The sequence below is a fragment of the Sphingomonas sp. ASY06-1R genome, assembly GCF_052180265.1.
Classification (GTDB): domain Bacteria; phylum Pseudomonadota; class Alphaproteobacteria; order Sphingomonadales; family Sphingomonadaceae; genus Sphingomonas_I.
On record NZ_CP197464.1, the window covers coordinates 1,265,555 to 1,286,133 of the forward strand.

Sequence of the window (20,579 nt, forward strand, 5' to 3'; positions counted from 1 at the left end):
CGCGCTTGGGATAGGCTGCCGCTTCCAACTTAACCAAGGATCCTGCCGATGCTGCGTTCTTTCCTGTGCCTGGTTTTGGCGTCGGCGGCCCTGCCTGCAGTCGCCACCGCCGCGCTTCCCGTCGGCGCAACCGCGCCCGACTTTGCCACCCAGGTCAGCCTCGCCGGCAAGCCGATGCCCTTTTCGCTGAAGCAGGCGCTCAAGAAGGGACCGGTCGTCCTCTATTTCTATCCGGCCGCTTTCACCCAAGGCTGCACGATCGAAGCGCATGATTTTGCCGAAGCGACGGACGACTTCAAGAAAATGGGTGCGACCGTCATCGGTATGTCCGCGGACAATATCGACAAGCTCAACAAATTCTCCGTCTCCGAATGCCGCAACAAATTCGCGGTTGGCTCGGCCACGCCTGCCACGATAGGCGCTTACAAGGTCACGATGCCGAAAAACCCGGCCATGTCGGACCGCACGTCTTATGTGATCGCGCCGAATGGCAAGGTCATCTTCGCTTATTCGGCGATGGATCCGGCCGGCCACGTCAAGGGTACGCTGGGCGCGGTGAAGAGCTGGGCTGCGCAGCACAAACGCGGATGAGCGACGCGCAGGAGCTGATCGCGCGTCACGGCCTGACGCGCCACCCGGAGGGCGGCTGGTATCGCGAAACCTGGCGTGCGGATGCGGCGCCCGGCGAACGCGCGGCAGGGACGGCGATCCTGTTCCTGCTGGAGCAGGGCCAGCGATCGCATTGGCACAAGGTCGATGCCGACGAGCTATGGCTGTGGCATGCCGGCGCGCCGCTTGAGCTGAAGATCGGCGGCTCGGTTGCGGTGCTAGATGCGCACAGTCCTCAAGCGCTGGTGCCTGGTGGCGTGTGGCAGGCGGCGGACGCGTCGGCGGGCTGGACGTTCGTATCTTGCGTTGTCGTGCCAGGGTTCGACTTTGCCGGTTTCGAGCTAGCGCCGCTGGGTTGGGCGCCGACTAGTTAGGGCTGGAAGCCTGCTCGCAGTCTCCGGGCTTCAAGGTTATTTCTTTCACTAAGCCTCCAGCACCGGAGTAGCGATAGCCCACGGTTCGGCCGCGTTGAACAAGTCTACCGGCGCCGCCTCCGCAAGCCTGGGCCTTAATCTCGCCCTCGATCTCCGCGAGCGAAATAGCCATTGCCTCGGCATCCTCTCGCCCAAGCGGCGCGCCGGACGGATCGGTCAGCATATAATGGTAATAAACCGTGGTTCCTTCTCCAGTGACGTGATCGAGCCGCGTCATGCCATCGATCTGCTTCGGAAGGCCCTGGTTCAATATGGGAAGAGCAGCCGCCAAATCATCGACCGGTGGAGTCGAGGAGGTGTCAGGCTGGGAGCAAGCTCCGGTAGCTATGGCTGCCCCCACCACCGCCGCAACAATGGTTCGCACTAAATCATGCGATACAACAATGCTGCGCCCTATTGGTGACCGCAGTCGGACGCTGCGGAGCTTGCTTTGATTGCCGACCATCACAGCAATGATATCTCGGGTCGTTTCGCACCGCAATTGCTCTCACACGAGCAATGTTGCGATAGGACATGGACGTTCGACAATTAGCAAAACGACCGTAGCACCATGTGGCGTGGAGGCATGCTGCCGGCAACCGAGAAGAATAGCAGGCGCCAAAAGGCTGCTCGCCTGACGCGGCCCATTCGGAGGTGCTGATCGAGATTGATTACGCCGGCTGGCCGATCTCTTCCCAGCGTGGATAATCGACATAACCTTCTTCGCCCTGCGTGTAGAACAGGTCCGGGCGCGGCGGGTTGAGCGGCAGCTTTTCCAACAGGCGGCGCGGCAGATCGGGATTGGCCAGGAACAGTCGACCGAATGTGATCGCATCGGCCTCTCCATTGTCGAGTGCGGCCTGACCGTCTTCCAACTTGTAGTCCGCATTGAGGATCAACGGACGCGAGAACGCCTTGCGGATCACAGGGTGCACCGGCGCCACGTCGGGCGCGCCCCGTGTCCCGCCAGCGCGCGGTTCGCGCAGTTCCAGCCAGGCCGCCCCCTTCTCATCGAGCAGCTTCGCCGCCGCAGCGAACAGTGCGTGCGGATCGCTGTCGTTCACGCCCTGCACCTCACCGTTGGGGGACAGGCGCACGCCAACCTTATCCGCGCCGATCGTAGCGACCAGCCGGTCGACCACCTCGCCCAGCAAGCGGATGCGGTTTTCGATCGGGCCGCCATATTGGTCGGTGCGCAAGTTGCTGTTGTCGCGCAGGAACTGGTCGAGCAGATACCCATTGGCGGCATGCAGCTGGATACCGTCGAAGCCGGCCGTCAGCGCATTTTCCGCGGCACGGGCATAATCATCGAGCAGGGCGGGGATCTCGTCCACTTCCAGGGCACGGGCCGGTTCGTAAGGCTGGTTGCCGGAATAGGTGTGCGCATTGCCGGGCGCGGCGGTGGCCGATGCGGAGACCGGTTGGCCCTCATTGACCTCCGGATGGCCGACCCGGCCCATATGCCAAAGCTGCGATACGATCTTGCCGCCTTCCGCGTGCACGGCGGCGGTCACGTGCTTCCAGCCTTCCACCTGCGCATCGCTCCAGATGCCGGGCGCATAAGGCCAGCCGAGCCCGATGCGGGAGATGCCCGTCGCCTCGGTGATGATCATGCCGGCGGATGCGGCGCGCTGGCGGTAATAGTCCGCCATGATCGCGGTCGGCACGGCCTCTCGCGTTGCGCGTCCCCGCGTCAGCGGTGCCATCAGCATGCGGTTGGAGGCGTGGATCGAGCCCAGTTCGATAGGATCGGTGAGACGCGGCATTAGACTTTCTCCCCGCTGCCTCTGCAGCGTGATGGCCATATGGGAAGCCTCAATGCCTGCGACAGCCAAGCGATGCTTGGAAGTTAAAAAGCGCTGCTTGAGAGCCTTTCTTTTTCGCCGCGCGTTCACGGCCATGATTGCCGGCTCCGGGAACGGGCCGGCGCGGGCACGAACCATGCCGCAGCTTGGGAGCAGAAGGTAGGATATGGCCGACATTCATTGGGATCACGAAGCCAGCTTGATGCGCGTCACGCGGGTCGAAACGGCAGACGACACGTTCGAAGAATGGATTGCGCGCGGCACGCTGCGGGAGATGATCGGCCGGTTCCTGGAACTTTCCCCGGGGCAGCAGGACGATCTGCTGCTGCGCGCCTCCGGTCCCGACTGGACCGAGGAATATGACAGCAACGCCATTCGCGAATTGGCCGAGCGGCCGGAATATACAGGTGTTTACGGCGCGTTTGATACGGCGCAGCCGGGCGAAGATCAGGACGCGCTGCGCGAGGTTGACCGCTAGGCGCTATCTCCCAAAAGCAGGTGAATACGGGCATGGTGGAGCGGACAGGAGCCGCCATGCCAAAAATCGACCTGAGCCTGATCCCCGAAACCAACCGCACCGGCTATCCGCCGCCCTTTGATCAGGCGGTATCGGGCCGTTGGTATCGCCGGCTGGCCCCGCCGACCGGGTTGACCGCCTTCGGCGTCAGCCATGTACGGCTTGAGCCCGGCGCCTGGTCCTCCCAGCGGCATTGGCACCAAGGCGAGGACGAATTCCTGGTCATGCTTTCCGGTGAAGCCACACTGATCGACGATGCGGGCGAGCATGACCTTGTCGCAGGCGATTGCGTCGCCTTCCCGAAGGGGGAAGCGAACGGCCATCATGTGATCAACCGGAGCAGCCGGGACTGTATGTTCCTGGCGATGAGCGGCGGTGCCGACGAAGGCGGCGTCTATCCGGACATCGACATGCTGTTCACGCCCGAAGGATACATCCACAAGGACGGCACCCCTTACCCCAGCCGCCGCGCCAAATAGCATCAGCGCAGCGTCAACACCTCCAAGTTGTTAGTCAGACAGTAGAGGGCTGATCTACTCAGGCAGGAACCGTGATATCTCCGGTTGCAGCTCGAACGAAGCGCTGCAATAAGTCGGACTAATCGATCTATTGCGTCTGTTGAATGGACGCGAAGTTTGATGGGGGAGGACGCCAATGAAATATGCAATCGCGTTATTGCTGGCCACTGTTGCCGGGCCTGGGTTCGCGCAGGCGGTCGTCGAGGATTTCAAGCCATCCTCGCTGAATCAGCCCGGCCAGCAATTTCCGCAGGTGAATTCGCAAGGCTATGCGCGCTTCCGCATTACCGCGCCGGATGCGCAGAACGTCAAGGTCAGCCTGGGGCTCGGAGGCCGTGGCGGTACCACGCTTGCCAAGGCGGCGGATGGCAGCTGGACCGGCACCACCGCCGGCCCCCTCGATCAGGGCTTTCATTATTATCATCTGACCGTCGACGGCGGCACGTTCAACGATCCCGGCGCCCTGAATTTCTACGGCTCCGTCCGGTGGGAAAGCGGTATCGAGATCCCGGCGCAGGATGCCGATTTCTATGCCCTGAAAGATGTCCCGCACGGGCATATCGATCAGATATTGTTCCCGTCGCCAAGCACCGGCACGTCGCGCCGGGCGTTCGTCTACACCCCACCCGGTTACGACAAGAATGCGCGGACGCGGTATCCGGTCCTGTACCTGCAGCATGGCTGGGGCGAAGACGAGACCGCCTGGTCCAACCAGGGCCATGCCAACCTCATCATGGACAATCTGATTGCGGCTGGCGGCACGCGGCCCTTCATCATCGTCATGACCTATGGCATGACCAACGATATCAAACCGGGCAGTCCCGGCGGCCTCGCGGCCTTCGATATCAAGCCGTTTCAAACGGTGCTGGTCAACGAACTGATCCCCTATGTCGATGCCCATTTCCGTACGCTGACGGATCCGCGTCATCGCGCCATGGCAGGGCTCTCGATGGGCGGCTTCGAAACCAAGCTGATCACGGCCACCAACCTCGACAAATTCGCCTATATCGGATTGTTGAGTGGCGGCACTTTTTCGCTGGACGACGTCAATCGCACGCCGGGGTTCAAGGATAAGGTCAAGCTGGCCTTCGTCAGCTTCGGCAGCCGCGAACTGGACGGCGGCATGCGTGGCCCTCCGGGCGGTCCTCCGTCCGATCCGCGTGCCAATGCGGCGGCAATCAAGCAGGCCGGTGTCAACAGCGTTTTCTACGTGTCGCCCGACACCGGTCACGAATTCCAGACCTGGCGCCGCAGCCTCAAGCAATTCGCCCCGCTGCTCTTCCGGGACTGAGGGGCACAGGAAACTCCTGCAGGGGTGGATCGACCTGGACGGTTCACCCTTGCTGGCTGGTGCGGGACATCAATCCTTCCGCGCGCGGCCTATGCGGGCCCGAGGTTGGCGTCCCGAAACGGCACCAGCACGCGCCGTTCTTCGTCCCATAAGGCAAGCCGCCAGCAGCGCAGGCTCTCGAGCAGGGTGATCGGCTTGGTGATGGCGGTAAGTTCCGGCGCCGCCGCAAAGCAGGCACGCAGCCGGTAATTGGGGATGCGGCTGCACAGATGGTGGATATGATGCAGCCCGATATTGCCGCTGAACCAGCGCAAGACCGGCGGTAGCGTGAAATAGGAACTGCCGCGGATAGCGGCGGCATGGAAATTCCACGTGCCGTCGCGCTCCCAATATCCGTCCTCGAACTGGTGCTGCACGTAGAACAGCCAATTGCCGATCCAGGAAGAAATGATCGTCACCGGAAGATAGGTCATCAGGACCGGCATGACCCCAAAAACCAGCATCGGCAGGCCGAACACGGCAACCAGAGCGAGGTTCAGCAACAGGATGCTGTGGCGTGCCTCGCGATTGTGCCGGGCATGCCCGGTCGGCAGTCGTTGCAGCAAGATGAAGGTGAGCGGCGCACCGATCAGCACCATCACGAAGGGATTACGATACAGGCGGTATCCGATCCGTTTCAGCGGCGTCAGGGCCTGATATTCGGCAACCGTCAGCATATCGATATCGCCACGGCCGCGCCGGTCGAGATTTCCGGTGGACGCATGATGCGCCGCGTGGCCCTGCTTCCAGCTCGTATAAGGCGTTAAGGTCAGTACGCCGAGCACGCGCCCGAGAAAGTCGTTGGCGGCACGGGATTTGAAAAAGGACCCATGGCCGCAATCATGCTGGATGATGAACAGGCGGACGAGCAGCCCGCCGGTCGGTATCGCCAGCAACAGGGTGAGCCAATAAGCCCCCTCCGATGCCGCACCCATGACGATGAGCAACGCGATGAACGGGGCTGCCGTGGTGACGAGCTGTATCAGGCTCCGCTTGAGATCCGCCCCACAGCCTTTGAAGCGCGCCGCCAGCATCCGGCCGATCCGCTCCGCCTCCGATGGGGAGGGGCGGGGCCGCTTCAAGGGGGCGGAGCGCGCGTTCGTCTCCCTCTCGCACACTGCAAGGCGCTGGCTCGCAGCGGGCAAAGCTTCGGTCGTTAACAGCGTCACGGATACTCTGCTTTCAGCTCTGGACCGAGCTGCCCGCATCCGCAGCGCTTCCTGTGGGGAAGGCCGCGTCTGCTGGATCCGGCGGAGACATCGGACGATGCGGCATGTGCCGCACTGGCCTCCACCCTTGATCGGCGGGAACCGCGATGGAGCGTTCGAAATGGCCGCATAGACCGCTGATTACAAGGGCCATTCGGGCGGAATGGCGGTTGTGCGCGGCGGCTTGTCCATCCCGCCCGCTGCTCTATTCAACGAAGGGCATCGAAAACAGAATAAGGATAGGGCGCTTGTCTCATTTTGCGAACTTCGGCCGTGGCGTCGCGACACGCGCGCGGGTCGGCTTGACCACCGGCTTGGTCGCGTGCGTTGCCGTCGCATTGGGCGGCTGCGGCGATAGCCGCAAAACAGGCAGCGTCGCGCAGCGGGAAGACATTCCCGCGGCCTTCGATACGGCAGCACGCACGCTGTCCGCCGAAGGCTATCAATTGGCGAGCTGCATTGCGGTCGCGGACGATAAGCAAAAGCTGGCTTGCTATGCCGCACTCGGTTTCAAGACGAGCGACGATATCCCGAAGATCGAGGCACTGGCCTCCGCCGCCGACATCATGGCGGGCAAGCGCTGGCTGATCAGCGCCCCAAGCCCTGGCGGTAGCGATTCGTTCCAGGGGATGGCCACGTTGACGCTGGGCGAGCTGCCCAATTCGAGCCCGATCGCGTTTCGCAATACGCAGATCATCCTCCGCTGCCCCGCCCAGTGGGGTGGCCCCAGCAATCAGCAGTGGAGCGGGTCGATCGATCTGCCGTCTGACGTCGCCTATGATTCCAACAGCAAGCAACGCGGTACGATGACCGTCAAAGTCGACGGCAAGTCGTTCGATGCGGTCCAGTTTTCGCGGAGCAGCTTCAACATCGCCGCCGATCAGGCGGTTGCCTTCCGCGATGCGGTGATCGCGGGGAAGACGCTGGATGCGTCGGTAAAGACGGTCGACGGCAAGACCGGCTCGATGCAAACGACCCTGCCCGACAGCGGTGGTGGTCTGAAAGGCTATTTCGCCAAATTCTGCGCCTGACGCGATGCCAAGGTCTGGAAGGTGGATCCGGGGGCAACGGCCCCCGGATGTGCCTGTCAGGCCGCCCCCAGCGCCTTTTCGATGTCGCTGATCGAGTGGCCGGTCAGGTCCTTGGCGATTTCGCCGACCAGCTTCGCCTCCAGGCTTTTGTGATAATGTTTGCGCAACTCGCCCAACGTGCGCGGCGCCGCGATGATGATCAGATCGTCGATCTTGCCGTCCAGGACGCGCTTGTTGAGGATATCCGCAATCCCGGCGGCGAAGCTGTCCTCATCCTGCTGACTGTCGCTCGGGTTGGCCGAACTGCTCTGATGCCGCCCCCCTGAGCCCATATTGCTCGTATCGACATCGACATCCGGCAAGGCGGTCAGCGTGGGGGCATGCTCATCGCCGGAGTTACGATACAGATTGAGCTTTTCGCCATCTGCGACGGCAATGACGGCATTCTTGGGAAGCTTCATAAAAGTCCTTCAGCGACGGCTATGTGGGGGGAGACTGACGGGAGAACGTCGGCCAAGACCGTTTATGTCCCTCGAGGACCCGGATTGTTCGCGCACCTGCCGCGCTTGACAGGGCCGTCAGGCTGCCGCGATCATGAACGCGGGGTTCGACTCCCCGTTTGGGGCATGTCTCGAACGCGACATTGAAAGATGCGGTCAGCACAGATGAGATATGCCCTAGCTGTCGGTAGCAAGTGTCTGTGAAACACTCCAACTCAAGCTTTCCGGCGCCGGCCTTCGGGCAGCCGTGGTGCGGCTTTGCGAGCTTCGGGCTCCCGCCGTTCCGCCGTGGTGCCGGAAAGTGAGTGAGATCATCGTGATCGGTATCGTGCTGCTGGTCGCTCTCGCAGCGTCGGTTGCAGCCTGGCTGCGTCGCGAGACAGTGATCATCTATCCGCCGTTCACCGGCCTCCTCTACAAGGATGGCCGGTTCGAAAGGCTCCTGCCACCGGGACGTTACGCCTGGTTCGACCCCTTCCATCGCCAGAGGGTGGTGCAGCTATCCACGGCGGAGCTGCCCGTAACGCTCCCCGAAATAACAATATTGTCGAAGGATCAATTCTCGTTCCGCCTGTATTTGGCGCCGGTGATGATAATCGTGGACGCGCGCATATTCGCGGAAACCCAGCCGATGATCGATCCTTTAAGGTCCTATGCGCCGGCTGTCGGCGTCCACCCGGCTTTGCAGGCCATTGTCGCGTCGGCGGCGCTGGAGGTCGCGGGCAAGCACACGCTGGCGGAGATCATGGCGGCCCCGGCGACACTCATGACGGAAATCCAGGCAAAGGTGGCGGATGCCGTTCCCGGCGCGCGTATCGACCGGATCTTGGTGACGGCGATCAACTTGCCCCCGGAAACCCGCAAGATGTTCACCGACGTCGAGCGATCCCGGATGGAGGCGCAAAGTGCCTTGGAACGGGCCCGCGGCGAGCAGGCGGCGTTGCGCGTCTTGGCCAATGCTGCCCGGCTGGTGGATGACAATCCTGCGCTCGCCAATCTGCGGCTGCTCCAGGCGATCGAGAATTCCAAGGCCTCGACCACCATCATCCTGGGCGAAACAGCCGCCTCGCCAAGCGGTTTCGCGCTCAGGAGTAAGGCAACGCCCGCATAGCGCATCGATCAAGACAGGTCGGTATTGCGCTCCCAGGAAAGAGCTCGATCGAGAGACGTTCCTGCCTTCGTCCGGCAGCCTATCTGATTTTTTAGGCGTAGATCGATCGCGCCCTCAGGGCATCCAAATGGCCATGACGACGGCGAGCAGCAAGGCGACCGCGAGGGATCGCGTCAACAGTTTGGCAAGTTTGCCGGGCGTGGACACGATTATGCCGGCAGCGATCATCGCGACACTGGCCAGCCAGTAGGTCGCGGCCAGGGGCGCGTCATTCCCCACCAGCTTGCGCAGGATGAACGTAACGGTGAGGATCAGGGGCGAACCCCAGACGACGGCGTCCCACACCGATCGCAGCCGTGGCTCATGCAGCCCACGCCGTTGGCGCTTGCCGAGCCAGATATAAGTCCCGGTCGCGCAGATCGCGGTGAGGGCAAGACCCAGGATGACGTAGGCGATCTTGACCGGCAGGCCGCCGAAATTGCCGAAATGGAGATCGTAGTTGGACGCCGCCGCCTGCTGGCCAAGCGCTCCGTCGGATAGACCCGCCGTGCCGACAAAGCGGCCCCGTCCGTCGAAATTATAATATTCGCCGAAGATCAGCCGGCGCGGCGGCGTGCCGAGGATCTGGATATGCTGTCCCCGGGTCATCGGATCGTGCAGCGTCACGTAGGTCAGGCGCAAGTCGGGATGATGGGCGGCCATATAGGCCAGCGCGGCGGGCACGTCCGGCGGCGGGGCGGCCGTCTTGTCCGGCTTGCCCTCCGGCCCGAAAATCGGCGCGAAGACCGCCTCCTGATCGCCGCCATAGCTGGTCTTGGCCAGACCGAAGGCGATCACGCTGCCCAGGCCGATCACCGCCCCGGTCAGGGCGATGCCGACGGTGAAGGGCAGGGTCCATACGCTCAGCCGGTTATGCCAATCGGCAAGACCGAGCCCGTTCTGGTCGCGGGCGCGCAGGCGGAAGGCGTCGCGGAAGATGCGCGGGTGCGCGATCACGCCGGACAAGGCCAGTGCCAGCATCATCACGCCCAGGATCCCGACGATGGTGATGCCGACGATGCCCGGTATATTCAGGATATAGTGAAGCTGGACGACAAAGTCGGACCAGGCAATTTCCTCTTTGCCGGCGATATTGCCCTGTGCATCGAGATGCAGCGCCTGATGATCCGTCGTGATCGTGGTGCGTGGCAGGGCGTCGACCGGCAGATGCGCGTAGAGGTGGGTCGTCCGCGGTTTGCCCGCCTCTTGCGCGAGCACGGCCGTGATGCCGCGCTGAAGCGCCTGCGGATCGATCGACGCCATTTCGGGCGCGCGGGGCTGCTCGATCCGCTGCCATTCCTCGAAGAAAACGGCGACGGTGCCGCTGAGGCTGACGATATAGAGCAACGCGCCGGCGATAAGGCCGATGGCGGCGTGGGCGGAGAGCGCCCGTTTGACGGTGCTGCTGTCGGGGACCAACGTCATATCGCGAGCCCCGCGGCCACGGCCAGCACGCCCGGCGCGGCGGCTATCGCAAGCAGGCGCCACTGCCGTGCGCGTTGCTCCTCCAGCAGCAGGACAAAGGCGAGCACCGCCCACGCCAACGGCATCGTGAAGAAGCTGGCGACATTTGCATTGGCCTCACCGGCGCCGCCCAAGGCGAACACGCCGCGCGTGGCGAGCGCAAGTCCCAGTGACACGACCATGGCGGCCAGCACGATCATCAGGAATGTCACGATCCGTCGCCCGAGCCGGAACGGTTCGCGCCCTTCCGGTAAAGCGCCGACGCGACGATTGGAGGCGCGGGCGCCGTTCGCTGCGGGCGCCGTCGCCGCGGCGTACGCCAGCAGCAAAAGCGCCGCCCCGATCCCGCCGATCGTGGCGACGGTGCTGCCCCACGCCCCGGCGCCGATCCATCCCAGCACAAGGCCAAGCCCAAACAGGCACCAGCCGGCGCCATTCCAGGCAATCGAGCGGCGGGGCAGGGACCATGCCCTGCGGAGCACGACGGCAGCACAGACGCTGGCCAGGATGGCAGCAAACAGAAGCGCGTCGTCCGTCACAGCGCGGGCGCCGGTTCGTCGCGAAGATTGCACCCGCTCACGAAAGTCTCTCCAATTCGCGGCCCCGCCAATGGCGCCCTGTAGTGAAGCGACCGCGTCTAATGCGATTGAGACGCGCTCGCAATAAACATTGCGCAACTTGCTGTCGGGTGCGGCAGTGGCAGGCAGCGAAACCTTCCCTATCTGCCGTTGATAGGCACCGTGGCACCATTGCTATTTGCCCGGGTGGACGATTACGAAAGGACCATCATGGCCGCCCCGATCCGCATTCTCCTGCAGACGACCATCCCGCCAACGGAGGATGATTGGAGCATTGCGCGCTTCTCGATGCTGCGGGAGTATCTGTCCGGTCTGCAAGACGCGAACGGCACGCCTTTGTGTGCGGTGACCGCCCGGGATCGCACGCCCGCCGGTGCGCCGGACCCGATCCTGTCGACGATCGACCAGACGGATTTTGACCAGCTTTGGCTGTTCGCCGTGGATACGGGCGACGGGCTGGACGCGGAGGATTGCGCCGCGATCGGCCGTTTCCGCAAACGCGGCGGCGGGCTGATGATCACCCGCGACCACATGGATCTGGGAAGCTCCGTCTGCTCGCTCGGTGGGATCGGCGACGCACACCATTTCCACAGCAAGAATGCCGAACGCGACGAAAGCCGCCATGTCATCGACGACCGCGAAACCGCAGCGATCCTGTGGCCCAATTATCATTCCGGTGCGAACGGCGACTTTCAGGAGATCGAGGTCGTCGGTACGCCGCACCCTGTGATGCACGACTCGTCCGCGGCCGATGGCCATATTCGCTACCTGCCGTCCCACCCGCACGAAGGGGCGGTCGATGCGCCTCCGCAGGATCCGTCCGCGCGCGTGATCGCCACCGGCACCAGCAAGGTCACCGGCAACCATTTCAACGTCGCGGTCGCGTTCGAACCCTCCGGCGACGGCGGCCCGGGTCTTGCGCAGTCCACTTTCCACCATTTCGCCGATTATAATTGGGACATCACGGCCGGCTGTCCCAGTTTCGTCACGGAACTGCCCGGGTCAGCTATGGCGCACTCGCCCGAGGCGCAGGCGTCGGTACGGCAATATGTGCGAAACGTGGCTCTGTGGCTTGCGGGACGCCCGGTGGCCGAGCGACAACCGGCCTAGCGGCCTCCGGCTCCAGCTCACCCTGCCATGGCAGGGTGAGAGGCTTCTACGTCCTTTGGCGCCATGAATGTGGGCGCTAAACCGCATGCCGCGTGTGACTCTGCGCGCTGCTCACCATTCTTGACCAAATAGAAGTGGCAACGCGCAAAAGTTTCACCAAGATCTGCTTGCCGGGGCTCTTGCCGGTCAAGGGAATTGGGTCCAGCATCGAAAGGAACGGCTATGAAGCTATTTGGTTGGGTAACATCCGCGATCATGATGGTTGCACCGATAGGTCTCGCGGCTCAGGCTGCTCCAGCCGCTACCAATGGGGATCGACCTGCCATTGTCCTGGTTCATGGCGCGTTCGCGGAATCCGGATCGTGGAACGGGGTGATCGAGCGGCTTCGCGCCGATGGATATACGGTAGTCGCGGCGCCGAACCCGCTGCGCAGCGTCCGTAGCGACGCAGCCTCCGTTGCAGGTTTGGTGAAGTCGTTGGCCAAGCCGGTGATATTGGTAGGCCATTCCTACGGCGGGGCGGTGATCACCGACGCTGCCAGCCAGGCGCCGAACGTCAAGGCTTTGGTCTATGTTGCCGCCTTTGCGCCCGATGTGGGTGAGAATAGCGCAGGCCTGTCCGGTAAATTCCCCGGCAGCACGCTTGGCCCGACGCTCGCGCCGCCGGTGCTGCTGGCGGACGGCAACAAGGATTTGTACATCCAGACGGACAAATTTCCGCAGCAATTTGCCGCGGACGTGCCTGCCCGCGAGGCGGCGTTGATGGCCGCCACCCAACGGCCGATCACGGAGGCTGCGCTGAATGAGGCGACGGTGGCGCCTGCATGGAAGTCGCTGCCGTCCTGGTTCATCTATGGGTCCGCAGACCGCAACATTCCCGCAACGGTCCATGCCTTCATGGCGCAGCGCGCGGGCTCCAAGAAGACGGTGGTGACGCCCGGGGCATCGCATGTCGTCATGATATCCCACCCCAAGGAGGTTGCCGACATGATCGAGAGCGCGGCGACGTCTCAATAAGCGTGCCGGGTCGGCGGTGCTTTCTGCGTCGCCGCCCCCAGGCGTGTGCGTCCATCCATGGCAGGCAAAGTGGCTTCTACGTCCTTCGCCGGCAGGGTGGGAGCGGCTAGCAATCCGGCAACTTCAGTAGGAAATTGCTCATGATATCGCCGCTCGCGCAGGAAATTATCGACGCCCACGGCGGCCTGGAGCGCTGGCGGCAGTTCGATACCGCCGCCGCCGATCTGGTCCAGGGTGGGGTTTTGTGGCCCCTGAAGGGGCAAGCCGGGGTGCTGGATCGCACGCGGGTGACGGTGAGCTTGCACGAAGAGCAGGCTTCGCACGCGCCCTTTGGATCGGGGTCGCGCCGCTCACGCTTCACCCCGGCGGAGGTCAGGCTGGAGGATACGGACGGGCAGATCCTGGAGCGGCTGGAGCAACCCCGCGCCTCGTTCCAGGGGCACCAACTGGATACCCCCTGGACGGAATTGCAGCTCGCTTATTTTGCCGGCTGCGCGATGTGGACCTATCTCAACATGCCCTTCCTGCTCGCCGCGCCCGATGTGGTGAGCGAGGAATTGGCGCCATGGGAGGACGCCGGCGAAAGCTGGCGTCGGCTGCGCGTGACGCTCCCGCCTGCGATCGTCAGCCACAGCCCTGTCCAGACGCTCTATGTCGCCGCCGACGGCCTGCTGCGGCGGCACGATTATGACGTTGAGATCGCAGGCAACACGCCGGGCGCGCATTACATTGAGGATTATATCGAGGTTTCCGGCATCCGCATCCCGACCCGGCGGCGGATATTTCCCCGCCAGCCCGACGGGGTCGCGCTCAAGGAGCCGCTGGTGGTATCGATCGATCTGTCGAACATCGAGCTGCGCTAGCCCAGGCGCATCACGCGGCTACGAGCGGCCCGGCTGCGGCGCGGATCGCCTGGGGTACCTCGCCATGATGGCGCAGGAAGGCGCGGCGCATGCGTTCGCGATTGCCGAACCCGGCCTCGCGCGCGACCTCCTCGATCGGGAGCCGGCTCTGGTCGAGCAGCACCTTGGCCGCCTCGATCCGTAATGTGTCCAGCGCCTGCCCTGGCGTCGTGCCGGTCTCGGCGCGGAACAGGCGCCGGAACTGACGCGGGCTGAGGCAGGCGGCTTGTGCCAGATCCTCGATCTGCAGCGGTTGGCGCAGGTTGGTGCGGGCATAGGCCAGCGCGTTCTGGATGCGGTCGCTGCGTGCATCGAGGTCCAGCAACGCCGATCGCTGGGGCTGGCCGCCGGAGCGGCGCTGCTCCATCACCAGCGACTGTGCGACCTCCCGCGCGAGTGCCACGCCATGGTCGCTCTCGATCATGCCGACGGCGAGATCGATCGCCGCGGACATGCCCGCCGATGTCCAGATCGGGCCATCCTTTACGAACAAGCGGTCCGGCTCGACGGTGGTGGCGGGGAAATGCGCGCCCAATTGATCGGCATATCGCCAGTGCGTGGTCGCCCGCCGACCGTCGAGCAGGCCTGCTTCGCCCAGCACGAACGATCCCAGGCAGATCGACGCCAGCCGCCGGGTCACCGGCACGGCGGCGCGTAAATATGTCGCAAGGCCGGGCACAGCGGGCGGAACATCCAGGCCGGCAGCGACGATCAGCGTATCGAACGTCGCACCGTCAAGCGGTTCGGTGACGACATCCAGCCCGAAGGAGGAACGGACCGTGCCGCCATGTTCCGACAAGACATGGAGCGCATACAGTGTCTCTCCGGCCCGCTTGTTCGCGACTTCGAACGCGGAAAAAGCGGTGAGACCGATAACCTGGAAGCCGGGAATGACGATCAAGCCGATGCGCTTCATGGTTCGTTCGCACTCCCGTTTGGCCGACCCATAGCGTCTTCTTGCGACAATGGCTGGCCGAAAAGGTGGTATCTACGTCCTGCTCGATCTGTCGCGCACTTGGTAGCTACCTGCTCCAGCGGGGCCAAAACGGCGCGCGCAATCCCGTTTCAGGCGGCGATCGGAGCATATTCATGACCTTGCAGGACGCCCCCAATCGCTATGTCGAGGCTGCAGGCGTGCGGTTTGGATACCGCAAGATCGGTACCGAGGACGGTATTCCGCTCGTGTTATTGCAGCATTTTACCGGCACGATCGACAGCTGGGACCCGCAATTGGTCAACGCTTTGGCGCGCGATCGACCGGTAATCCTGTTCAACAATCGCGGTGTCGGCACGTCATCGGGCACGACGCCGGATTCGGTTGCGGCGATGGCGGACGATGCGGACCTGTTCCTGTCGGCATTGGGGATCGACCAAGCCGATCTGCTCGGCTTTTCGCTCGGCGGTTTTGTGGCGCAGGTTTTGGCCGCGCGATCCCCGTCGCGCGTGCGCAAACTGATCCTGGTCGGAACCGCGCCACAGGGCGGGGAAGAGCATCTGCTAGAGGTGGTTGCCGACGCCGCCCAACGCCGGGGTTCGGAGGATATTCGCCTCCCGCTTTTCTTCACGCCCAGCGCCGCTAGCCAGGCCGCCGGCCGTGCGTTCCTGGCGCGGCAGGCGGTGCGGGCCGAACGCGATCCCGATCGGGGCGAGGCGGTGAGCAATCCGCAAGCGAAGGCGCTGATCGATTGGTGTGCAATGGCGGACGATGACGATGCGCTCCTGAAGTCCATTGCCCAACCGACGCTGGTGATGAGCGGTGCCGCGGACACGATGCTGCCCGCTGCCAATGCCTATCGGATGTTCCGGGCGATGCCCGACGCGCAACTGATCTTGTATCCCGATGCCGGCCACGGCGCGCTGTTCCAATATGCCGCTCTGTTCAGCGCCCATTGCGCGCTGTTCCTGAACGGCGTCCCCAAGGCCGATTAAGCGCGCGATTGCAGCTTGAGGCCTGTCGTCCTGCAGGACTAGCCTGGAAAATCAAAACGGGGGCTTGGTCATGGCAATAAGCGAGCGGACAATTTTGCTGCGGGTGCCGGCTTCCTTCTTCGGCATCGTGCTGGGTCTGGCCGGCCTCGCCAATTGCTGGCGGATCGCGCATCGCATCTGGGACATGCCCTCCGCGCTGGGGGAGGCGATCTTTGCGGTGGCTGCGCTGACGTGGCTGGTGCTGGCGAGCCTGTATGCGTTGAAGTGGGTTCTCGTACCGGCGGACGCGCGGGCGGAGGCGGAACATGCCGTCCAATGCTGCTTCATTGGCCTGGGCGGCGTCGCGACCCTGCTGATCGCACAGGGCGCCTTGCCCTATTCGCACGCCATGGCGATCGCTTTGTTCCTGCTCGGGAGCGCGTTCGTCCTGGCGTTCGGTTTATGGCGCACCGGGCTGCTTTGGCGCGGCGGACGCGATCATGCGGCGACGACGCCAGTCCTCTATCTGCCAACCGTTGCGGGCGGTTTCGTCGCGGGAACCACCGCCGCCCTGCTCGGCTGGCCGGACTGGGGGCAGCTGGCGCTCGGCGGCGCCGCTTTCTCCTGGCTGGCGGTCGAGTCCGTATTGCTGCACCGCCTTTATACCGGCGTCCCGTTAGCGCCGCCGCTGCGCCCGACCTTGGGGATCCAGCTGGCACCGCCCGCCGTGGGCGCGGTCTGCTACCTCGCGGTCGGGCCCGGCATGCCCGATATCCTGGTGCACGCTCTGATCGGCTATGCGCTGCTGCAGGCGCTGTTGCTGATGCGCATGGCGCGATGGATCGGCGAACAGCCCTTCGCTGCCTCCTATTGGGCGTTCACCTTTGGTGCGACCGCGCTGGCAGCGGCGACGATGCGCTCCGTTTCGGCGGGGGATCATGGTGCGCTTGCCACCCTGGCGCCAGGGCTGTTCCTGCTCGCCAATGTGCTGGTGGGCGCCATCGCGCTTGGGACGATCCTCCTGGCATTCACCGGCAGGCTGTTGCCGCCTGCTGCCGCCGCGCCACCCTCCGAACCACAAGGGCCGAGATCCTGATGAAGCCAGCGGAATTTATCGCGCAGCTCGCCACGCGCGACGTGGATGGCCTGTCAATCCGCTATGCCGAGGCGGGCGATCCGCATGGCATGCCGATCCTGCTCCTGTCACCATGGCCGGAAAGTATCCTAGCATTCCTGCTCATGTGGGACGCGTTCGCCGCCGCCGGGCGCGTGGTAGCGATCGACCTGCCGTCCTTCGGCCTGTCGGAAGGACGCGAAGCGGTCCGCAATGTCGAGGCGATGGGCGATTTCCTTCTCAAGGCGCTCGAAAGCTTCGGGCTGACCCGTCCTCATGTGGTCGCACCGGACGTTGCGACGCCGGCAGCCTTGTCCGCCAGCATCGCCGCGCCATCGGCATTTCGCAGCCTGGTGCTTGGAAGCGGTGCGATCGACCATGAAGACGTCGGTGGTATCCTCGACGAACTGGTCAATGCGCCGTCGCTGGCACCCTATCGGGCGATGACCAGCGGCGCCTTCGTGGCGGCGGCCATGGGCACGATGGCGCGGTATCGCCCGCCTGCGGAGGTGCTGAACGACTATATCGCGAGCTACGCGGGCGATCGTCTGATGCAATCGGTGGACTATGTCCGCGATTATCCACGTTCGCTGCCGAAGCTGCGACGGCAGCTGTTCAGCCTGCGCGTACCGGCGCAGATCATCGTTGGGAGACAGGATCCCTTCGTGCCACTGTCCAATGCCCAACTCCTGCACAGCCTATTGCCAGGCAGTCGGCTCGCCATATTGGAGGCAGGGCATTTTGTCTGGGAAGACGAGAGTACGCGCTATGCCGAGATCGCATTGGCATTTTTTGCGGCGACCGGTGGCTGACGGTACGCAGCCCGGCTATCTGCGCTTGTGGCATGATACATAATATCATATCGCGATTATCGTCGATGCAAGATGGTTGCGTCTGACGAAGAGGTTCTCCCTGTGGTTGCGTCATAATGGCGTGTGATTAAGAGCCGGCCACGCCTGCGCCCCGGGGCGGGGCGGCTTGCGGCTGTGTGCGCGCTGCTGATCGCGCTGTGCTGGCAAAGCCTGGTCACTCAAACCCATCTGCACGCGGGATCGAATGCGCCCGCGTCTGGTGGCGCGATCGTCTTTAGCGTCGGGGAAAACCTGACGGCCGGGCGAACCGGCCCGCAAGATGCACCCGACACTTGCCCGATCTGTCACGATCTGACGCAGGCAGGCTTCTACCTGCTGGCCGATGCCATCGTGTTGGCCGTGCCCGCAGCACTGCTTCACTGGCAGGAGGCGACGGGCTCGGCAGCATGGTCGGTTCGGCGTCGCTCGCATGCCTGGCGCAGCCGCGGTCCGCCCTTCGATCTCCACGCCTGACACGACAACGACAGGAACCGCCTCGGCGGCGCCGGCATGGCGCCGCCCGAATGCGCAGGCGGCTCCGCCCAGGTTCACGGAGATTTTCATGCAGATTCGTTTTCTATTGAGCGTAGCGGTTGCTGCGCTTCTGACGCCGGCCGTGCAGGCCGACACCAGCGCACCGCCGCAGGATGAGGGGGAAGTGGTCGTCACCGCATCTCCCTTCGCGCGCAATAGCGATGACACGCCCACGATCGTCGAGAAGGTCGATCGTGAAAGCATTTTGACGACGGGCGGCGCGAGCGTCACCGATGCACTTGCCAACCTGCCCGGAATTTCCTCCACCGGCTTTGCCGCGGGTGCAAGTCGCCCGATCATCCGCGGCATGGATGCGACGCGCGTCCGTGTGCTGGAAAATGGAACCAGCAGCTCGGACGTTTCGGATATCGGTCCGGATCATGGGATCCCGATCGATCCGCTGGCCGCGCAGAGCATCGAGGTCGTACGCGGGCCGGCGACGCTGCGCTATGGCAGCCAGGCGATTGGCGGCGTCGTCAACATATTGAACAATCGTGTGCCCATGGCGCTTCCGACCCAGCCGCTCTCGGCCGAATTTACGGGTAGCTATGGGACGGCAGCGGACGTCGGACAGACGTCGTTGCTCGCGGATGCGAAGATCGGCGATTTCGCATTGCATGCCGACGGCTTCTATCGGCACGCCGGGGATTACGACATGCCGCTGGGCACCCAGGATAATTCCTATTCGCACAATCATGGCGGCGCGCTGGGTGGCTCTTACTTCTTCGGCGACAGTCATGTCGGCGCGGGTCTGACGCAATATAATGCCGATTACGGCATACCCAGCGACACGACGCACATCGTGATGAAGCAGACCAAGGCGACGACGCGTAACTCGTTCGATCTGGGATCGGGCCTGTTCAAGACGCTCAACATCGATGCCAGCTACGCCAATTACCAGCATCGGGAAGAAGAGCCCGACGGCACGGTCGATACGACGTTCCGCAACAAGGAATGGGACGGTCGTGCCGAGCTGCTGGCCGGCCCCTTGGGTCCGCTGCGGGACAGCGCCGTAGGCGTGGAAGTGCAGCGCCGTCGCTTCTCCGCCGTGGGCGATGATAGCTCCTATCTTTTCCCGACGCTCACGCAGAGCGAAGCGGCCTATCTCTTCACGACCTTGCCGGTGAGTTCCAACTTCAACCTCGAGGCAAGCGGTCGGATCGAGCATGTCCATGTCAATGGCACGCCTGCTTCGAACACGGCGACGAGCGTCAACTTCACCCCGGCCAGTGCGGCGATCGGGGCGCTATATACGGTCAGTCCCGCGCTCAAATTCGGCGTGACCTTTTCCAGCACCGGTCGCGCTCCCGCCCAGACCGAGCTGTTCGCACGGGGCGGCCATGATGGCCCCAATACGTTCGAAACCGGCGATCCCAATTTGAAGATCGAGCGCGCCAATTCGCTGGAAGGAACGATGCGTGTCCGGTCTGGCGGCTTCCGCTTCGACGGAAGCGTCTACAGCACCTGGTTCCATAACTATATCTATGGCGATCTGACGGGCCGTACCTGCGATGATGATGGTCAGTGCGTGGTCGGCGACGGCAATGATCTGCGCGAGCTCAACTATCGCCAGCAGGGTGCGCATTTCCGCGGCGCGGAGGGTGAGGCGACCTATAAGCTGTTCAATGCCGGCGATGGCGCGCTGGAGGTAAAAGCGCAGGGTGATTATACCCGGGCGACGCTTGACGGGGGCGGCAATGTGCCACGCATCCCGCCTTATCGCATCGGTGGTGGCCTCACCTGGACCAGCACACCGGTCGATGCCGGGTTCCTGCTGCTATATGCGGGCCGTCAGGACAAGTTCGGCGCCTTCGATACGCCAACGCCGCATTATTACGAGCTGAATGCCCAGGTGGCCTGGCGCCCATTCCCCTCGCACCCGGGCATCCAGCTTGCGGTCGTCGGGCAGAATTTGACGAATGACGTGCAGCGCTTTGCGACCGCCCTCAACAAGGATCAGGTCGTGATGCCCGGGCGCAACATCCGCTTTGTCCTGAAGATCGCGAACTTCTAAAACGGA

At 63.6% G+C, this 20,579-nt stretch carries 22 protein-coding genes; 15 read left to right on the forward strand and 7 right to left on the reverse strand.

Annotated elements, in window-relative coordinates; translation table 11 throughout:
* Window positions 1–48 precede the first annotated feature (48 nt).
* A complete protein-coding gene (locus tag ACSBM8_RS06205; RefSeq protein ID WP_442680784.1) occupies window positions 49–591 on the forward strand; it encodes a peroxiredoxin in 543 nt (180 codons plus the stop codon).
* Entirely contained in the window at window positions 588–983 is a 396-nt protein-coding gene (locus ACSBM8_RS06210; RefSeq protein ID WP_442680785.1) for a cupin domain-containing protein, read from the forward strand. Before ACSBM8_RS06205 ends, ACSBM8_RS06210 begins: the two co-directional genes overlap by 4 nt.
* On the opposite strand, the gene ACSBM8_RS06215 is transcribed toward ACSBM8_RS06210, so the two are convergent.
* Window positions 976–1,260 (reverse strand): hypothetical protein, encoded by a 285-nt coding sequence (locus ACSBM8_RS06215; protein WP_442680786.1) that lies wholly within the window; start codon window positions 1,258–1,260, stop codon window positions 976–978. The two genes, ACSBM8_RS06210 and ACSBM8_RS06215, sit on opposite strands and share 8 nt — an antisense overlap.
* A gap of 433 nt (window positions 1,261–1,693) precedes the next feature.
* Window positions 1,694–2,788, reverse strand: coding sequence for an alkene reductase (locus ACSBM8_RS06220; RefSeq protein ID WP_442680787.1), 1,095 nt, complete (start codon window positions 2,786–2,788; stop codon window positions 1,694–1,696).
* Between the two features lie 205 nt (window positions 2,789–2,993).
* Here ACSBM8_RS06220 and ACSBM8_RS06225 point away from each other — a divergent pair, with 205 nt between their 5' ends.
* From ACSBM8_RS06225 to ACSBM8_RS06235, 3 genes are all read left to right on the forward strand, one after another.
* Window positions 2,994–3,305, forward strand: a complete 312-nt coding sequence (locus ACSBM8_RS06225; RefSeq protein WP_442680788.1) for a hypothetical protein — start codon at window positions 2,994–2,996, stop codon at window positions 3,303–3,305.
* 56 nt (window positions 3,306–3,361) lie between these two features.
* Window positions 3,362–3,823, forward strand: a complete 462-nt coding sequence (locus ACSBM8_RS06230) for a cupin domain-containing protein (RefSeq protein ID WP_442680789.1) — start codon at window positions 3,362–3,364, stop codon at window positions 3,821–3,823.
* A 175-nt stretch (window positions 3,824–3,998) separates the two neighbouring features.
* Complete coding sequence (locus ACSBM8_RS06235) at window positions 3,999–5,153, forward strand: alpha/beta hydrolase (protein WP_442680790.1); 1,155 nt, start codon at window positions 3,999–4,001, stop codon at window positions 5,151–5,153.
* An 89-nt stretch (window positions 5,154–5,242) separates the two neighbouring features.
* Here the strand turns inward: ACSBM8_RS06235 and ACSBM8_RS06240 are convergent, their stop codons facing one another.
* Window positions 5,243–6,361 carry a fatty acid desaturase gene (locus tag ACSBM8_RS06240; protein WP_442680791.1) on the reverse strand — a complete coding sequence of 373 codons (1,119 nt, stop codon included), beginning with the start codon at window positions 6,359–6,361 and terminating at the stop codon, window positions 5,243–5,245.
* 287 nt (window positions 6,362–6,648) lie between these two features.
* Between ACSBM8_RS06240 and ACSBM8_RS06245 the strand changes: the two genes are divergently transcribed.
* Entirely contained in the window at window positions 6,649–7,431 is a 783-nt protein-coding gene (locus ACSBM8_RS06245) for a hypothetical protein (RefSeq protein WP_442680792.1), read from the forward strand.
* A 56-nt stretch (window positions 7,432–7,487) separates the two neighbouring features.
* Here ACSBM8_RS06245 and ACSBM8_RS06250 read toward each other — a convergent pair whose 3' ends face one another.
* Window positions 7,488–7,892: a host attachment family protein gene (locus ACSBM8_RS06250; protein ID WP_442680793.1), complete on the reverse strand. Its 405-nt coding sequence runs from the start codon at window positions 7,890–7,892 to the stop codon at window positions 7,488–7,490.
* Window positions 7,893–8,232: 340 nt separating this feature from the next.
* On the opposite strand from ACSBM8_RS06250, the gene ACSBM8_RS06255 reads away from it, so the two are divergent.
* Entirely contained in the window at window positions 8,233–9,042 is an 810-nt protein-coding gene (locus ACSBM8_RS06255; protein ID WP_442680794.1) for an SPFH domain-containing protein, read from the forward strand.
* 114 nt (window positions 9,043–9,156) lie between these two features.
* Here the strand turns inward: ACSBM8_RS06255 and ACSBM8_RS06260 are convergent, their stop codons facing one another.
* Together ACSBM8_RS06260 and ACSBM8_RS06265 are read right to left on the reverse strand one after the other, a co-directional pair.
* The gene (locus ACSBM8_RS06260; RefSeq protein ID WP_442680795.1) at window positions 9,157–10,506 is read right to left on the reverse strand and encodes a PepSY-associated TM helix domain-containing protein; all 1,350 of its coding nucleotides are present in this window, start codon (window positions 10,504–10,506) and stop codon (window positions 9,157–9,159) included.
* On the reverse strand, window positions 10,503–11,084 hold the full coding sequence (locus tag ACSBM8_RS06265; protein ID WP_442680796.1) for a hypothetical protein: 582 nt from the start codon (window positions 11,082–11,084) through the stop codon (window positions 10,503–10,505). The genes ACSBM8_RS06260 and ACSBM8_RS06265 overlap by 4 nt, the downstream gene beginning before the upstream one ends.
* A 249-nt stretch (window positions 11,085–11,333) precedes the next feature.
* Between ACSBM8_RS06265 and ACSBM8_RS06270 the strand changes: the two genes are divergently transcribed.
* The 3 genes from ACSBM8_RS06270 (at window position 11,334) to ACSBM8_RS06280 (ending at window position 14,113) form a co-directional block, all read left to right on the forward strand.
* Window positions 11,334–12,233, forward strand: coding sequence for a hypothetical protein (locus ACSBM8_RS06270; protein WP_442680797.1), 900 nt, complete (start codon window positions 11,334–11,336; stop codon window positions 12,231–12,233).
* A gap of 222 nt (window positions 12,234–12,455) precedes the next feature.
* Entirely contained in the window at window positions 12,456–13,250 is a 795-nt protein-coding gene (locus ACSBM8_RS06275; protein ID WP_442680798.1) for an alpha/beta fold hydrolase, read from the forward strand.
* 140 nt (window positions 13,251–13,390) lie between these two features.
* Complete coding sequence (locus ACSBM8_RS06280; RefSeq protein ID WP_442680799.1) at window positions 13,391–14,113, forward strand: hypothetical protein; 723 nt, start codon at window positions 13,391–13,393, stop codon at window positions 14,111–14,113.
* 10 nt (window positions 14,114–14,123) lie between these two features.
* Here ACSBM8_RS06280 and ACSBM8_RS06285 read toward each other — a convergent pair whose 3' ends face one another.
* Window positions 14,124–15,068 (reverse strand): GlxA family transcriptional regulator, encoded by a 945-nt coding sequence (locus ACSBM8_RS06285; protein WP_442680800.1) that lies wholly within the window; start codon window positions 15,066–15,068, stop codon window positions 14,124–14,126.
* A 173-nt stretch (window positions 15,069–15,241) separates the two neighbouring features.
* Between ACSBM8_RS06285 and ACSBM8_RS06290 the strand changes: the two genes are divergently transcribed.
* From ACSBM8_RS06290 to ACSBM8_RS06310, 5 genes are all read left to right on the forward strand, one after another.
* Window positions 15,242–16,081, forward strand: coding sequence for an alpha/beta fold hydrolase (locus tag ACSBM8_RS06290; RefSeq protein ID WP_442680801.1), 840 nt, complete (start codon window positions 15,242–15,244; stop codon window positions 16,079–16,081).
* 70 nt (window positions 16,082–16,151) lie between these two features.
* Window positions 16,152–17,156 (forward strand): dicarboxylate transporter/tellurite-resistance protein TehA, encoded by a 1,005-nt coding sequence (gene tehA, locus ACSBM8_RS06295; protein ID WP_442680802.1) that lies wholly within the window; start codon window positions 16,152–16,154, stop codon window positions 17,154–17,156.
* Window positions 17,156–17,986, forward strand: coding sequence for an alpha/beta fold hydrolase (locus ACSBM8_RS06300; RefSeq protein ID WP_442680803.1), 831 nt, complete (start codon window positions 17,156–17,158; stop codon window positions 17,984–17,986). The genes tehA and ACSBM8_RS06300 overlap by 1 nt, the downstream gene beginning before the upstream one ends.
* A 174-nt stretch (window positions 17,987–18,160) precedes the next feature.
* Complete coding sequence (locus ACSBM8_RS06305) at window positions 18,161–18,499, forward strand: hypothetical protein (protein WP_442680804.1); 339 nt, start codon at window positions 18,161–18,163, stop codon at window positions 18,497–18,499.
* A gap of 88 nt (window positions 18,500–18,587) precedes the next feature.
* A complete protein-coding gene (locus ACSBM8_RS06310) occupies window positions 18,588–20,573 on the forward strand; it encodes a TonB-dependent receptor (RefSeq protein ID WP_442680805.1) in 1,986 nt (661 codons plus the stop codon).
* Window positions 20,574–20,579: the final 6 nt, after the last annotated feature.

Excerpts from the sequence above, each read along its gene's own strand:
- ACSBM8_RS06300 (WP_442680803.1), top strand. The coding sequence starts at position 17,156 with ATGAAGCCAGCGGAATTTATCGCGCAGCTCGCCACGCGCGACGTGGAT.
- ACSBM8_RS06220 (WP_442680787.1), bottom strand. The coding sequence starts at position 2,788 with ATGCCGCGTCTCACCGATCCTATCGAACTGGGCTCGATCCACGCCTCC.
- tehA (WP_442680802.1), top strand. The coding sequence starts at position 16,152 with ATGGCAATAAGCGAGCGGACAATTTTGCTGCGGGTGCCGGCTTCCTTC.
- ACSBM8_RS06235 (WP_442680790.1), top strand. The coding sequence starts at position 3,999 with ATGAAATATGCAATCGCGTTATTGCTGGCCACTGTTGCCGGGCCTGGG.
- ACSBM8_RS06280 (WP_442680799.1), top strand. The coding sequence starts at position 13,391 with ATGATATCGCCGCTCGCGCAGGAAATTATCGACGCCCACGGCGGCCTG.
- ACSBM8_RS06260 (WP_442680795.1), bottom strand. The coding sequence starts at position 10,506 with ATGACGTTGGTCCCCGACAGCAGCACCGTCAAACGGGCGCTCTCCGCC.
- ACSBM8_RS06215 (WP_442680786.1), bottom strand. The coding sequence starts at position 1,260 with ATGACGCGGCTCGATCACGTCACTGGAGAAGGAACCACGGTTTATTAC.
- ACSBM8_RS06230 (WP_442680789.1), top strand. The coding sequence starts at position 3,362 with ATGCCAAAAATCGACCTGAGCCTGATCCCCGAAACCAACCGCACCGGC.
- ACSBM8_RS06290 (WP_442680801.1), top strand. The coding sequence starts at position 15,242 with ATGACCTTGCAGGACGCCCCCAATCGCTATGTCGAGGCTGCAGGCGTG.
- ACSBM8_RS06275 (WP_442680798.1), top strand. The coding sequence starts at position 12,456 with ATGAAGCTATTTGGTTGGGTAACATCCGCGATCATGATGGTTGCACCG.
- ACSBM8_RS06250 (WP_442680793.1), bottom strand. The coding sequence starts at position 7,892 with ATGAAGCTTCCCAAGAATGCCGTCATTGCCGTCGCAGATGGCGAAAAG.
- ACSBM8_RS06225 (WP_442680788.1), top strand. The coding sequence starts at position 2,994 with ATGGCCGACATTCATTGGGATCACGAAGCCAGCTTGATGCGCGTCACG.
- ACSBM8_RS06270 (WP_442680797.1), top strand. The coding sequence starts at position 11,334 with ATGGCCGCCCCGATCCGCATTCTCCTGCAGACGACCATCCCGCCAACG.
- ACSBM8_RS06205 (WP_442680784.1), top strand. The coding sequence starts at position 49 with ATGCTGCGTTCTTTCCTGTGCCTGGTTTTGGCGTCGGCGGCCCTGCCT.
- ACSBM8_RS06310 (WP_442680805.1), top strand. The coding sequence starts at position 18,588 with ATGCAGATTCGTTTTCTATTGAGCGTAGCGGTTGCTGCGCTTCTGACG.
- ACSBM8_RS06210 (WP_442680785.1), top strand. The coding sequence starts at position 588 with ATGAGCGACGCGCAGGAGCTGATCGCGCGTCACGGCCTGACGCGCCAC.
- ACSBM8_RS06285 (WP_442680800.1), bottom strand. The coding sequence starts at position 15,068 with ATGAAGCGCATCGGCTTGATCGTCATTCCCGGCTTCCAGGTTATCGGT.